This is a genomic window from Paenibacillus sp. JZ16 (genome assembly GCF_015326965.1).
Lineage (GTDB): Bacteria > Bacillota > Bacilli > Paenibacillales > Paenibacillaceae > Paenibacillus_AQ.
This window is the reverse complement of sequence record NZ_CP017659.1, coordinates 4,363,441-4,377,500: the sequence shown is the minus strand read 5'-3', so window position 1 is coordinate 4,377,500 and position 14,060 is coordinate 4,363,441. Positions and strand designations below refer to the sequence as shown.

At 48.8% G+C, this 14,060-nt stretch carries 11 protein-coding genes (1 of these 11 running past the window's edge); 2 read left to right on the top strand and 9 right to left on the bottom strand.

Annotated elements, in window-relative coordinates; translation table 11 throughout:
- Positions 1-2,226, bottom strand: the 5' portion of a protein-coding gene (gyrA, locus tag BJP58_RS19885) for a DNA gyrase subunit A (protein ID WP_194540284.1). It extends 270 nt beyond the left edge of the window; 2,226 of the gene's 2,496 nt are visible here — the first part of the coding sequence; it begins with the start codon at positions 2,224-2,226; its stop codon lies off the left edge, out of view.
- 410 nt (positions 2,227-2,636) lie between these two features.
- Here gyrA and BJP58_RS19880 point away from each other — a divergent pair, with 410 nt between their 5' ends.
- Positions 2,637-3,449: a YheC/YheD family protein gene (locus BJP58_RS19880; RefSeq protein WP_194540283.1), complete on the top strand. Its 813-nt coding sequence runs from the start codon at positions 2,637-2,639 to the stop codon at positions 3,447-3,449.
- Between the two features lie 135 nt (positions 3,450-3,584).
- On the opposite strand, the gene gyrB is transcribed toward BJP58_RS19880, so the two are convergent.
- From gyrB to dnaA, 6 genes are all read right to left on the bottom strand, one after another.
- On the bottom strand, positions 3,585-5,495 hold the full coding sequence (gene gyrB / locus BJP58_RS19875; protein ID WP_100541344.1) for a DNA topoisomerase (ATP-hydrolyzing) subunit B: 1,911 nt from the start codon (positions 5,493-5,495) through the stop codon (positions 3,585-3,587).
- Between the two features lie 26 nt (positions 5,496-5,521).
- The gene (remB, locus tag BJP58_RS19870) at positions 5,522-5,773 is read right to left on the bottom strand and encodes an extracellular matrix regulator RemB (protein WP_071219299.1); all 252 of its coding nucleotides are present in this window, start codon (positions 5,771-5,773) and stop codon (positions 5,522-5,524) included.
- Positions 5,774-5,786: 13 nt separating this feature from the next.
- Positions 5,787-6,899, bottom strand: a complete 1,113-nt coding sequence (gene recF, locus BJP58_RS19865) for a DNA replication/repair protein RecF (protein WP_194540282.1) — start codon at positions 6,897-6,899, stop codon at positions 5,787-5,789.
- Between the two features lie 56 nt (positions 6,900-6,955).
- Positions 6,956-7,171: a S4 domain-containing protein YaaA gene (gene yaaA, locus BJP58_RS19860; RefSeq protein WP_009591516.1), complete on the bottom strand. Its 216-nt coding sequence runs from the start codon at positions 7,169-7,171 to the stop codon at positions 6,956-6,958.
- 38 nt (positions 7,172-7,209) lie between these two features.
- Positions 7,210-8,352: a DNA polymerase III subunit beta gene (gene dnaN / locus BJP58_RS19855; RefSeq protein ID WP_071219301.1), complete on the bottom strand. Its 1,143-nt coding sequence runs from the start codon at positions 8,350-8,352 to the stop codon at positions 7,210-7,212.
- 203 nt (positions 8,353-8,555) lie between these two features.
- Positions 8,556-9,902, bottom strand: coding sequence for a chromosomal replication initiator protein DnaA (gene dnaA, locus BJP58_RS19850; RefSeq protein ID WP_269468904.1), 1,347 nt, complete (start codon positions 9,900-9,902; stop codon positions 8,556-8,558).
- Between the two features lie 561 nt (positions 9,903-10,463).
- On the opposite strand from dnaA, the gene BJP58_RS19845 reads away from it, so the two are divergent.
- Positions 10,464-10,838: a hypothetical protein gene (locus BJP58_RS19845; RefSeq protein WP_194540280.1), complete on the top strand. Its 375-nt coding sequence runs from the start codon at positions 10,464-10,466 to the stop codon at positions 10,836-10,838.
- A gap of 126 nt (positions 10,839-10,964) precedes the next feature.
- Here the strand turns inward: BJP58_RS19845 and gntK are convergent, their stop codons facing one another.
- Entirely contained in the window at positions 10,965-12,512 is a 1,548-nt protein-coding gene (gene gntK, locus BJP58_RS19840; protein WP_194540279.1) for a gluconokinase, read from the bottom strand.
- 89 nt (positions 12,513-12,601) lie between these two features.
- Positions 12,602-13,963 (bottom strand): GntP family permease, encoded by a 1,362-nt coding sequence (locus BJP58_RS19835; protein ID WP_071219305.1) that lies wholly within the window; start codon positions 13,961-13,963, stop codon positions 12,602-12,604.
- Positions 13,964-14,060 lie beyond the last annotated feature (97 nt).

The window sequence follows — 14,060 nt, the reverse complement described above, 5'->3', positions numbered from 1 at the left end:
CGTAATATTGATAGTCTTGATCCCTTTGCCGCCACGGGTCTGACTGCGGTAGTCGCTTGCAGGCGTCCGCTTGCCGTAACCTTTGGTCGTTACAATAAGGATATCAAGCTCCTGGTCCACCACGTCCATGCCAATGACTTCGTCATCGTCATCGAGCGTAATCCCTTTCACCCCCGTCGCGCTTCTTCCCATCGAGCGAACATCGCTCTCCTTGAAGCGGATGGACATGCCTTGCGCCGTTCCCATGATGATCTCCTGCTGACCATCTGTCAGCTTAACCTCGATCAAGGAATCATCATCGCGCAGGTTGATCGCAATCAGACCGCCCTTGCGGATATTGACATAATCCTCAAGCGGAGTTTTCTTAACGACACCCTGACGTGTGGCAAAGAACAAGAAATTATCGCTGTCAAAGTTCTCCACCGGGATCACGGCATTGATCGACTCGCCCTGTTCAATCTGAATCAGGTTGATGATCGGCGTTCCGCGGGCGGTACGGCTAAGCTCAGGAATCTCATAGGCTTTCAACCGGTACGCCTTCCCTTTGTCCGTGAAGAACATCAGATAGTGGTGGGAATTCGTGACGAAGAGATGCTCGACAAAGTCTTCGCTCTTCGTATCCATCCCCACAACGCCGCGGCCGCCCCGCTTCTGGCTGCGATAGGTGTTCGCAGGCAGACGCTTGATGTAACCGGTATGCGTAATGGTGATGATCACTTCTTCCCGTGGAATCAGATCCTCATCCAGGATGCTGTCTTCCCCGACCGTAATTTCGGTACGGCGCTCATCCGAGAAGCGTTCCTTAATCTCTTGGAGCTCATCATTGATAATTTGAAGCACAAGATGCTCATTAGCCAAGATCTCGCGCAGTTCCGCGATTCTGGCAAGCAATTCTTGGTACTCGTTCTCAATCTTCTCGCGTTCGAGTCCGGTCAGGCGCTGCAAACGCATATCCAGGATGGCCTGCGCCTGCTCATGACTGAGACCGAAACGCTCCATCAAGCCTTCGCGAGCTGCCTCTGTAGTCTGCGACGCGCGAATGAGGGCAATAACCTCATCGAGATGATCCAGCGCAATCCGCAAACCTTCGAGAATATGAGCGCGAGCTTCCGCCTTCTTCAGTTCAAACTCGGTCCGGCGACGGATAACGATAACCTGATGCTCCAAATAGTAGAACAGCACGTCGCGCAGATTCAAAATTTTCGGCTCATTGTTTACGATAGCCAGCATGTTAATACCGAAATTAGACTGCATAGCCGTATGCTTGTACAGGTTATTCAAAACGACATTTGGGTTGACGTCCCGGCGCAGCTCAATAACAATCCGCATACCGTTACGGTCCGACTCGTCGCGGAGATCCGTAATGCCGTCAATCCGCTTATCGCGAACCAATTCCGCGATCTTCTCAACCAGTCGAGCCTTGTTCACCTGATACGGAATCTCGTGAACGACAATGCGAGCCTTGTTGTTATTCTCTTCTATGGTCGCTTTCGCCCGCATCGTAACGGATCCACGGCCCGTACGGTATGCTTGACGAATCCCCTCACGTCCCAGAATATAACCCGCTGTCGGGAAATCCGGTCCTTGAATATATTCCATCAGCTCCATCGGCGTGATATCAGGATTTCGAATCATCGCCTGAACGCCATCGATAACTTCACCGAGATTATGAGGCGGAATATTGGTAGCCATACCTACTGCGATCCCGGACACGCCGTTTACCAGCAAGTTAGGATAACGCGCAGGAAGAACGACCGGCTCCTGTTCCTCACCATCATAGTTAGGAGCAAAGTCTATCGTTTCTTTATTAATATCACGCAGCATTTCCATAGCAATCTTCGATAAACGAGCCTCGGTATAACGCATAGCCGCTGCCATATCGCCGTCAATGGAACCGAAGTTTCCGTGTCCATCAACAAGCATATAACGCATGGAGAAGTCCTGCGCCATCCGAACCATGGATTCATAAACTGCGGAATCACCATGAGGATGGTACTTACCGATAACCTCGCCAACAATTCTTGCCGATTTCTTATGCGGTTTATCCGGGGCCATTCCAAGTTCAGACATCGCATATAAAATACGACGGTGTACTGGCTTCATTCCGTCCCGTACATCCGGCAAAGCCCGGCTGACAATGATACTCATCGCGTAGTCCATAAAGGACTCGCGCATCTCGGTACCAATGTCACGATCTTTGATTTGGGAGAAATTTTCTTCCGCCATGCTGGACCTCCTTCATTTTCCTATCAACCATGCCTTGATCTATGTGAAAAAAGCAGAATAGTGATTAGAAACCTAAAAACGCACTAACCTTTATTATATTACTTTCACAAACCGTGCACAATTAAACACGGGATGGATCAAGTGAAAGAATGATTTTTGCCCGGAAACCGGGATATACGCCCTGTCCTCCGTGCCCCTTTTCACATACAATGCATTGCACAGGACTTTTCGTAGCATCACATCTTTATATTATACCACTGTTTGTCATACTTGTCCTATGTTTTCCGGGTTTAAGCTCTCTTGCTGGAGATGCCCCGATTCTTTCAAATCAACCGGATGGACACGAGTTTGTTAACGAGACAGGCCAAATCCTGTCACTCCCATCATACAGCTGGAAAGGATGAAGATGGTTGACTATCCAACGCGTTGCAAGCAAGTGGGCGAAAACGAAAATACTCTTGAAAAATAAAGGTCTCGCCTCTTATGTTCCCTCTACCCGCCAGTATTCATTGGAGGCGCTTGGTGACATGCTGGGCACACATACGCTTGTGTATATCAAGCCTGACCGGGGAACCTATGGCGTCGGCGTCATGTCAGTCGAGCAGCTCCAATCCAAAATCGGTGATGCCGACGAAACCACGACCACTTCCTACAAGCTTCGTTATGAACAGAAAACCGAAATGTTTACCTCCCTGGAGAGTCTCGATAAAACACTGAGCGCTTTGTTTCAGGGGAAGGAATATCTCATTCAGCAAGGCATCCATCTGCTTCGCCATAAAGGCCGCCCCTTTGATCTACGTGTACTTACTCAGAAGAGTCCTTCTGGCCAGTGGGTGAGCACAGGAATAATCGGGCGGGTAGCGGCCAAGAATAAAATCATTACCAACCACCATAGCGGTGGGGCAGCCCAGCACTATAAACCGCTGATGACCGAGCATATGACGGCGGATGAGGCAGAGAACATCCGTAAAGAGCTGAATGTGCTTGGGGTGAATGTCGCATCGCAGCTGCAGAAATCCTATCCCAAGCTGAAAGAAATCGGCCTCGATATTGCCATCGACGGTCGCTGGAACATCTGGATCTTGGAGGTTAATACCAAACCTGCACTGTTCCCGTTCAAGAAATTTTTCAAGGATCCCAGCATCTACAATCAAGTAAAAAAGTATGCAAACGCTTATGGGCGTAACTTAACCGGCAAGAAAAAAGCCAAAAAGACCGGTTAGCCTATGCGATATATAATTTAATGCCTAGATTCAGGATATATGGCGAACACACCAAATCGTATCTATCGTAAAAATAAAAGGGCAGTCCCTGAGGCCTTCACAGACCTTGGGATGCCCCTTTTTGGATTATTAACTTTATACGTCCAGATTACGGACCGACTTCGCATGCTCTTGAATGAAATCCCGCCGCGGTTCAACGTTATCGCCCATCAGGGTATCAAACAACGTATCAGCCAGGATCGCATCTTCGATGGTCACCTGAAGCATGGTACGGCTCTCTGGATCCATCGTCGTCTCCCACAGCTGTCCGGCATTCATCTCGCCGAGACCTTTGTAACGCTGCACGTTAATTTTGACGTTCTCACCGAATTCCTTGATGATCTCGTCGCGTTCTTTCTCGCTGCCGGCATAACGGATCACCTTATTGCGCTCGATCTTGAAGAGCGGCGGTTGGGCGATATAGATATAACCCGCTTCCACCAGCTTACGCATGTAACGGTAGAAGAACGTCAGCAGCAAGGTACGAATATGCGCGCCGTCAACGTCGGCATCAGTCATAATAATGATTTTGTGATAACGGGCCTTGGACAGATCGAAATCTTCCGCAATACCCGTACCCAGCGCCGTAATGATCGCCCGGATCTCCGCATTGGACAGGATGCGGTCAAGCCGCGCCTTTTCCACGTTGAGAATTTTACCCCGAAGCGGCAAAATGGCTTGGAAATGCCGGTCGCGTCCCTGCTTGGCGGATCCGCCGGCAGAGTCACCTTCGACGATGTACAGCTCACTGATGGAGGCATCCTTGGAAGAGCAGTCTGCCAGTTTACCTGGCAATGCGCTGACTTCAAGCGCACTCTTCCGGCGTGTCATCTCGCGGGCTTTACGCGCCGCTTCACGAGCACGTGATGCCTGGAGCGCCTTCTCCAGGATCCGACGGGAAACCGACGGATTCTCCTGCAGGAACTCCTGCAGCTTCTCCGCGAACAAGGATTCCACAATACCGCGGACTTCACTGTTGCCGAGCTTGGTTTTGGTTTGTCCTTCGAACTGCGGCTCCGGTACCTTGACCGAGATGATTGCCGTCAATCCCTCACGCACATCGTCACCCGACAAGTTGTTGGTGTTATCTTTGATCAATCCCGTTTTGCGGGCATAGTCATTGATAATCCGAGTGAGTGCACTCTTAAAGCCGGATTCATGCGTTCCGCCTTCGTGCGTGTTGATATTATTTGCAAAAGAATAAATATTCTCGGTATAGCTGTCGTTATACTGGAGCGATACTTCGACCTGAATATTATCCCGTGATCCCTCAACATAGATAGGGTCTTCGTGCAGTGCTTCCTTCTTCTCATTCAGGAACTTAACGTATTCAATGATTCCGCCCTCGTATTTGAAATAGTCGGAGGCACCTGTACGTTCATCCGTCAGCGTAAGCGCAATGCCCTTATTCAGGAACGCCAGCTCACGAATCCGCGTAAGCAGCGTGTTGTAATCATATTCCGTTGTTTCCGTGAAAATCTCCGGATCCGGCAAGAAGGTTACGGTTGTACCAGTATCGTCGGAATCCCCGATGACCTTGATATCATATTGAGGTACGCCGCGATGATACTCCTGTTGGTAGATGTGCCCGTCACGTTTGACTTGAACCACGACTTTCGAAGACAGTGCATTCACGACCGAGACACCAACACCATGCAGACCGCCGGATACTTTATATCCGCCGCCGCCAAATTTACCGCCGGCATGAAGGACGGTCATAACGACTTCCAGCGTCGACTTCTTCAGTTTGGCGTTCTCGCCGACCGGAATTCCGCGCCCGTTATCGACAACGGTAACACTGTTATCCTCATGGACAATGATTTCGATATGGTCGCATATTCCCGCCATCGCTTCGTCAATACTATTGTCCACAACTTCCCATACCAAATGATGCAAACCCTTGGCACTGGTAGACCCGATATACATCCCGGGACGTTTACGAACGGCTTCCAATCCTTCCAGTACCTGAATCTGATTCTCATCATATGTCGGTTGATTCATAGACATGCCTTCACCTACTTCTACAGATTCTGTTATGCCTGAGCTACAAAATGATTTGCTCGTTTCTTAAGCGTTGCAGAGGAGATCGGAGAGTAATAAACGATCGACTTCGTCACCACAATGGATTTCGGATCCTCTTCGCCAATCATCTCCACGACTTTATGCTGCTGGGCATGCGTGACGAACTGCTTGGAGATTTTTGAAGATTTCTCTATCGAGATATCAAAAATCCCAACCAGCTCCGACGAACGGATGATCTTCTCTCCGCCCAAATGAATATACATATGGAATCACTCCTTAAGAGCCCACCTGTCCGTCATGGACATGAAAAATGCTGGCACCCTTCAATTTGTCGGTATTCAAACTCTCAATGCCCGTCGCCGTGATGAATGTCTGCACTTTGCTCTGGAATGTCTCGATCAATTGTGTCTGCCGGTACGGATCCAATTCAGAAAGCACATCATCCAGAAGCAGCACCGGATATTCACCGATCTCTTCCTGTATCAGCTCGATTTCAGCCAGTTTCAAAGATAGCGCCGTCGTCCGCTGCTGACCTTGAGATCCATACGTTTGGACTTCTTTGCCATTAATATAAAAAGCCAGATCATCTCGATGAGGACCTGCCAATGTCATACCACGCCGTATTTCTTGCTCTTTCATTTGTGATAATTTTATCATAAATGTCTCAAATAAGACAGCTTCATCTTCTTCCTCCGCGTCAGCAAAGGACGGAAGGTAGTGTAAAGAGAGCTCTTCCAGACCGTTTGTGATTCCCTGATGAATGGTCTCAGCCCACTTTTGCAGCTTTTTTATAAATTGTTTCCTCTTCTTGACGATTTTAACACCATGTTCTGCCAATTGGTTGTTCCAAATGTCCAGCATCGCTTGTTCGGCGCTGCCCTTCCCCCATAATTGCTTCAGCAGATTGTTGCGCTGCACAAGCACCTTCTGGTATTGCTGCAGGTGAAACAGATAGCTTGGCGCGACCTGCCCGATCTCCATGTCAAGAAACCGGCGGCGAACCCCCGGCGTGCCTTTGACAATCTCCAGATCCTCGGGCGCAAACATCACGACATTGAGCGAGCCGATGAAATCGCTAAGCTTCCGCTGCTCGAGTCCGTTGATTTTTGCCTTCTTCCCCTGCTGAGACAAACTCAGCTCCAGCCTCAAAGGGCCGTACTTGCGATCAATCTCGGCTGATATATGCGCACTGGACTGCTCGAATCCAATCAATTCGCGATCCTTGGAGGTCCGATGGCTCTTCGTTAAAGCAAGCACGAAGAGCGCCTCCATCAAATTCGTCTTTCCTTGGGCATTGCGTCCGATGATCAAATTGACATCGCCAAACGCCTCAAGCTGCAGCTTCTCGTAATTTCGATAATGCTGCAGGCTGACATTTTTGACAAACAAGCTTATCCTCTCCCTCGTCTTCCGCGCTTAGCGCCAAAGCGGCTGCGGGAGGCTGTCTATTGTGCTGCCACCTGAAACGTCCCGCAATCCTCTACTTTGACGATGTCGCCGGGAACCAGTTTGCGTCCGCGCCGCTCTTCCTTCTCGTCGTTGACCAGAACCGCTCCTTCCGCAAGCAGCGCCTTCGCCATCCCACCTGTGGATACGCAATCTGAAAGCTTCAAGAACTGATCCAGCTTGATATATTCACTGTGGATAAATATTTGTTTCATGACCTCGTCCTTTCATCCCTATCAACATGGGGATAACTTTAATTGGCCGTACGGTACGGCAGAATAATATATTGGCTCTTGCTGTCGTCGAGCGGTTTAAGAATGATCGGGCTCATAACCCCCATGAAAGCGATCATCAGCTGTTCGCTTTCAACCACCTTTAGCACGTCCAGCATGTATTTGGAGTTGAACGAGATGCGCAGCGGCTCCCCTTTGAAATCGATCAGATCCAATTCTTCACGCACTTTACCAAGCTCAGAGGAGCTGGAAGAGATCTCGATGCCGCCTTGTTCCATCGTTTGCAGGAGAACAATGTTCGTTTTCTCCTCCTTGGAGAGCAGGTAGGCGCGGTCGATCGATTCGCTTAATTTTTTTGTGTCCAAAACGAGTTCTGTTTTATGCGATGTTGGAATAATTCTAGAAGTATCGGGATAAATGCCGTCCAGTATACGGGAATAGAACAGAACACGGTCAATTTTAAATAATACCTGATTATCGGCCACAACGATATCCACCAGCGTATTTTGGTCCGGAATAATTTTGCTCAGCTCATTCAGCGTTTTACCCGCAATGACGACATTGTTGAACGAAATATCCTGTGCATTGTCCAGCTGTGCGGAGCGAGTTGCCAATCTGTGACGGTCTGTTGCGGTAAATTTCAATTCATTATCGTTCAGACTCCATAATACCCCGGTCAAAATAGGCGTTGTTTCATGGGTGGAAATGGAGAATACCGTTTGCTTGATCATGTTTTTCAGCAGATCTCCAGGCAAAGAAACGGTTTGGCTGTCTTCAATGTTAGGCAGTACCGGGAATTCTTCGGGGTCCAAGCCCACCATCTGAATTTCCGTAGCTCCCGAAGAAATAAAGGTATGGAAGTTCTCTTTTACCTCCATCTGGATTTCTTGGGAAGGGAGTTTCTTGATGATTTCAACAAAAAATTTGGCCGGCAGCACAACGCTACCAGGCTGCTCTACCTGGACGATGGTGTGCTTCTCATCTTCCGCAGGAATAAACGATTGAATGGAAATATCAGTATCGCTAGCAGTTAGTGTGACACCCGAATACGTGACATCCAGTTTAATGCCGCTGAGGATCGGAATCGTAGTTCGGCTGGAAATCGCCTTGGATACGTGTTGAATGGATTCGTTTAATACATTTTTTAATATGCTGATTTTCATCAATTTCACTCCTTACGGAAAAATGAGAGGGGTTTTTTCACCTTGGCGAATGCCAAGAGGATCCCCCTCTTTATGGTTAAATTATTTATTAATTATTATTAGTAATAGTAATAGGGGCACTGAATATGTGGATAAGCCCCAGAAAAGGCATAAAATTAAGCCTATCCACATGTGTATAGATTGTGCATAGGCTTTGAACTTGTTCAGGTTGGATTTTTGATTTTCTCCGTAATATTATTGACCACTTTAAACAGCTCCTGGTCGTTTTTCAGAGATTGGGTAATCTTCTCATGGGCATGGATGACAGTGGTATGATCCCGGCCTCCGAATGCTTCTCCGATCTTGGGAAGGGAATAGTCGGTTAATTCGCGGGACAGGTACATGGCAATTTGCCGCGGAAATGCGACGGCTTTGGTTCGCTTGCGGGCTTTGAAGTCTTCCAGCCTGAGGTTGTAATACTCGCCCACCTTCTGCTGGATGTCCTGAATCGTAATCATTCGCGGCCGGCTGGACGGGATGATATCCTTCAGGGCTTCGGCTGCCAAATGCGTTGTTACGTCCTGATTGGTCAGGGAGGAATAGGCAACGACACGGATCAAGGCACCTTCGAGTTCACGAATGTTCGTATCGATCTGATTGGCGATATACATCATGGCTTCGTTCGGAATATCCAGATTCTCGGCCTTCGCTTTCTTGCGGAGAATGGCAATCCGCGTCTCCAGATCCGGCGGTTGAATATCGGTGATCAATCCCCATTCGAACCGGGAACGGAGCCGTTCTTCCAGCGTCGGAATCTCCTTGGGCGGACGGTCACTGGATATGATAATCTGCTTCCGCTCTTCGTGCAGGGCGTTAAACGTATGGAAAAATTCCTCCTGCGTCGATTCCTTGCCTGCCAAGAACTGAATATCGTCAATGAGCAGAATATCGACGTTGCGGTACTTGTTGCGGAAGCTTTCAGCGCGGTTGTCCCGAATGGAGTTGATGAACTCGTTGGTGAATTTCTCGGAGGAAATATACACGACTCTGCTGCTGGGATTGTGCTCCAAAATATAGTGGCCGATGGCATGCATTAAGTGGGTTTTTCCAAGTCCAACTCCACCATATAGGAACAATGGGTTATACGCCTTAGCCGGAGCTTCGGCAACAGCGAGCGAGGCAGCATGGGCGAAGCGGTTGCCTGAACCGATGACAAAGGTATCAAACGTATACTTCGGATTCAGCATATGAGACTGAATTTCTTCCCCGGATATTTCAAGCGGCGGCGAGATCTGCTGCGGCACAGGTTCGTGTCCTTTGGCCTCCTCAATGACGAAGCGGACATCCACCTGCTTGCCCACCACCTCCAATACGGTTGCACTAACCAGCTTGGTGTATCGGCTCTCCAGCCATTCCACAGCAAATGTTGTCGGTGCGGAAATGACGACGGAGTGATCGGTAATGGTCAATGCCTTGGTAGCTTTAAACCAAGTGTCAAAACTCGGTTTACTCAGCTTGGTTTGTATGATCGATAATATTTCTTGCCATAATTCGGAAGTATGGCTTTCCAAAACTGTCACTCCTTTAAATCTTCCAAATGTGGCTAGAGCCATGTGTGGAATTGTCGAAAGAAAATGAATGATGTCTAATTATCCCCAGAACTAACTCCTGTGGAAACAAAAAAATATGGATAAATTGAAATTGTTCACAACTTTATCCACAGCCTGTTGATAATATTATAGCTTCATTCACATATTCACAACCAAAAGTAATATCATCATAGCAAAAGAAGGCCTTGTTTTCAATGTATGTCGCTAATTTATCCACAAATTCAATACGTTGTGCATAATTTTTATTCACACCACTATATATTGTTTATAATTTGTTTAGCCTTCGACATCATTGGCCTCAAAGCGCAAAAAATTATTCACAGGTTGTCCGATTCGCAAGCAGAATTTTCTTCTCCCACCATCTGTTCATAACTTATGGTTGAATGTTCTAGCAGCCAATAAATCAACCAAAGGTGAAAAATGGCTGTGGATAGTCTTCAATTGGAATCGATAGATTCCCAATTGAGGACTTTTTTTCGGAACGGGGGAGCCACGGATGCGGACGGAAGGGAAGTCGATGAATTGGAGAAGAATAGGGGTACTACTCGCTCTGACCGCCACATTGGTTCTTATTATCGTGTGGGCCCAGGGCTATTATTCGAAGAAAGTGTTTCATATGGAGGGACTAAAGTAGGTTTCTTCGTATTGGCGCTCGTGATGCTGATCTATGCCTGGTGCGGTTTCCGTTATGAGGCTTTTCAACGCTTTATGTTTCATATGTCTCCCTCGAACCTGATGATTGATAATCCGGAGCCCAGCGATTTCTACTTTTTTATGTGTAAGGCAGCGGGAATTTTCGGTATGGATTCTCACTGTGGATATTTTTTTCTCAGGCATTATGACAAAAAAAGCCCGTTTTCGCCATGGATCGGCTCCATCGAAAACGGGCCTTTTTAATAGATTTTAGAAAGTATCAACCTTGAAGCATGACCTAGCTGATATCGCAAGAATAACAATATCTTCACGAGGTCTGTCTTCTTCTAAGAATATTCGTCGAATCGAGGTTTTCCTTCTATAGTAATTTTACGATTGCTCGAATCGGCGCTGAAACTCGGTAATGGCTTCATAATCTTCTTCCAGCTTCCGCGAAATGCGGATAAAGATCGGCAGCAGAGCCTTATAAACATCAGAACTTTCCTTCACAGGCTGGTGTTCATGCGTACCGCCGACCATCGTCTCTACAATGTCGAGTGAATCCGCTCTTCCTGTAGCGTACAGACCGAGGACTACGGCGCCAAGACAAGAGCTCTCGTAGCTCTCCGGCACGATCACCTGCTGGTCAAAAATATCCGCCATCATCTGCCGCCAGATCGGTGAACGGGCGAAACCGCCGGTGGCGTGAATTTTGGCCGGTCGGCCGATTTGTTCCTCCATCGCCAGCAGAACGGTATACATATTAAAGATCACGCCCTCCAGCACGGAGCGGATCATATGCTCTTTTTTATGATTCAGGGTTAAGCCAAAGAACGATCCACGGGCATTCGGATCCCATAACGGTGCGCGTTCTCCGGTTAGGTACGGGTGGAATAGCAGTCCGTTCGAGCCTGGCGGAATACGGTCCGCGATTTTGGTTAGTACATCATAAGAATTGATGCCGAGCCGCTTGGCGGTTTCGACCTCGGAGGCGGCAAATTCATCGCGAACCCAGCGGAAAATCATGCCGCCGTTGTTAACCGCGCCGCCGATTACCCAGTGCTTCTCCGTCAATGCGTAGCAGAAAATACGACCTTTCGGATCAGTCATCGGCTTGTCGACAACCGTACGGATCGCACCGCTCGTACCAATGGTAGCGGCAACGACTCCCGGCTTGATGGCATTCACGCCGAGATTCGACAGGACACCGTCGGCAGCTCCAAGCACGAATGGTGTGGAAGTGGAGAGCCCCATGGCTGCGGCATACTCGCTTTTCAGGCCTTCCATGATATGCGTAGTTGGTACTATCGTAGATAAATGGTCCTCCGTGATGCCAGCGAGCTCCAGCGCCTGCTGATCCCATGCCAGTTCCTCAAGGTTCATCATCCCGGTACTGGAGGCAATGGAGTGGTCTACAATATATTGGCCGAATAGTTTGAAATAAACATATTCTTTAATCGAAATGAATTTAGCTGCTTGGTTAAAGAGGGAGGGCAGCTCATGGCGCATCCACATCAGCTTGGTCACAGGTGACATCGGATGGATCGGAGTTCCGGTTCTAAGGTACAGCTCCATGCCGCCGAGTTCTTTTTTGAGCTTCGCGGACCAGGCTGCACTGCGGTTGTCTGCCCATGTAATGCAGCGAGTCAACGGAGTGCCTTGGCTATCTACGGCGATGACGCTGTGCATGGCCGCGCTGAAAGAAACGAATAGAACTTGAGCAGGATCTATCCCGCTCTGTGTCATGATCCCTTGAACAGAGGAAATGACGGTCTGAAAAATTTGCTCCGGATCTTGCTCCGCCGTAGACGGAGTAGGTGTGAGCAGCGGATATTCACCGCCGGCTTTGGCTACAACCTCACCATTCTCTTTGAAAAGGACGGCCTTGGTGCTGGTTGTTCCGATATCGACACCGATCATATAGTTCTGAGTACTCATGAGACATACCTTCTTTCTACGTAAGGGCACCCGGTTCGCTGCTTAACATATCAGCATTCCAAGGAGCCCCCATGTGTCTTATTGCTACATTATACAATTACATTGAGAACGAGAGCCAACACGAGTCCGGTCAGGGACAGGATCGTCTCCATCACGGTCCAGGACTTCAGCGTCTGGGCTACCGTCATGTTAAAGAATTCTTTTACCATCCAGAAGCCGGCATCGTTCACGTGGGACAGTACGATGGAGCCTGCTCCGGTAGCGAGCACCACTAGCTCAACGTTGGCCCCGGGGGTCATCGCGAGCACAGGAGCAACGATTCCTGCGGCGGTTGTCATGGCTACGGTTGCAGAACCTGTTGCGATCCGAATGAGTGCCGCGACAAGCCATGCAAACAGGATCACGTTGATATTTGCACCGGTTGCAATTTCGGCGATGGCATTGCCGACGCCGCTGTTGATCAGAACCTGCTTGAAAGCGCCGCCTGCGCCGATGATCAGAATGATCGTAGCAATTGGAGCGAGACATTCGCTGGTGAAACGGGACAGATCGTGTTTGTTAAAGCCGCGGGCGAATCCAAGCGAGAAGAAGGAGAAGACCGCAGCAATGAGCAGCGCAATGATTTCATGGCCGATAAATTTGCAGAACACGGAAATGAAGCTGGTAGATTCCGGATCGATAATATCAGCTGCGGAACCGATAAGCATCAGAATGACCGGCAGCAAAATGGTAAACAACGTGATACCAAAGCCGGGCAAACCGCGCTCCGCTTTGCTCGAAAACTGCTCAGCAAGCTCCTCGGGTGGTTCAGTACGGATCCGTTTGCCGATGAATTTGCCGAACACCGGGCCAGCCAGAATCGCTGCCGGGATCCCGACCAGGAACGAGTAGAGAATCGTCATGCCAAGGTCGGCATCATATGCTTCAATAGCAATCATTGGAGCAGGATGCGGTGGTACCAAACCGTGAACGGTGGACAATCCGGCCAAAATCGGAATGCCGATGTGCAGCAGGGACATTTTCGTTTTGCGTGCAACTGTGAAGACAATGGGAATCAACAGGATGACCCCAACCTCGAAAAATACGGGAATGCCGACAATAAAGCCGACAATCATCATGGCCCAGTGTACGCGCTTCTCGCCGAAGCGGTCCACGAGGGTGGTGGCGATTTGTTCAGCGCCGCCGGATTCGGCCATCATTTTTCCAAGCATGGTCCCTAGGGCGATAACGATTGCAATCGTTCCAAGCGTTCCGCCAAGACCGCCGGTTATCGAAGTAATCACATCCGCAGGCTGCATGCCCGTCAATAGACCAAGGATCAGTGCGGAGATCAATAAAGTTACGAAAGGATTCCATTTATATTTGGAAATCAGCACGATCAGGAAGACGATCGTCAGCAGTGTCCAGATCATTAAGGTAGCATTATGACTGAGACCGAATAGTGAATTCATATCTTGCTTCCTCCTATAGATTACCCATTTTGAATTGGGAAATGGTTAATATCGAGCTGTTCTGCGGTAGTATACCCAAAACATAGGCGAATTCTAT

What these genes read in the sequence shown, in the direction of transcription:
- gyrB (WP_100541344.1), bottom strand. Translation starts at nt 5,495, where the DNA reads ATGTCTATGAATCAACCGACATATGATGAGAATCAGATTCAGGTACTG.
- remB (WP_071219299.1), bottom strand. Translation starts at nt 5,773, where the DNA reads ATGTATATTCATTTGGGCGGAGAGAAGATCATCCGTTCGTCGGAGCTG.
- yaaA (WP_009591516.1), bottom strand. Translation starts at nt 7,171, where the DNA reads ATGAAACAAATATTTATCCACAGTGAATATATCAAGCTGGATCAGTTC.
- dnaN (WP_071219301.1), bottom strand. Translation starts at nt 8,352, where the DNA reads ATGAAAATCAGCATATTAAAAAATGTATTAAACGAATCCATTCAACAC.
- gntK (WP_194540279.1), bottom strand. Translation starts at nt 12,512, where the DNA reads ATGAGTACTCAGAACTATATGATCGGTGTCGATATCGGAACAACCAGC.
- BJP58_RS19835 (WP_071219305.1), bottom strand. Translation starts at nt 13,963, where the DNA reads ATGAATTCACTATTCGGTCTCAGTCATAATGCTACCTTAATGATCTGG.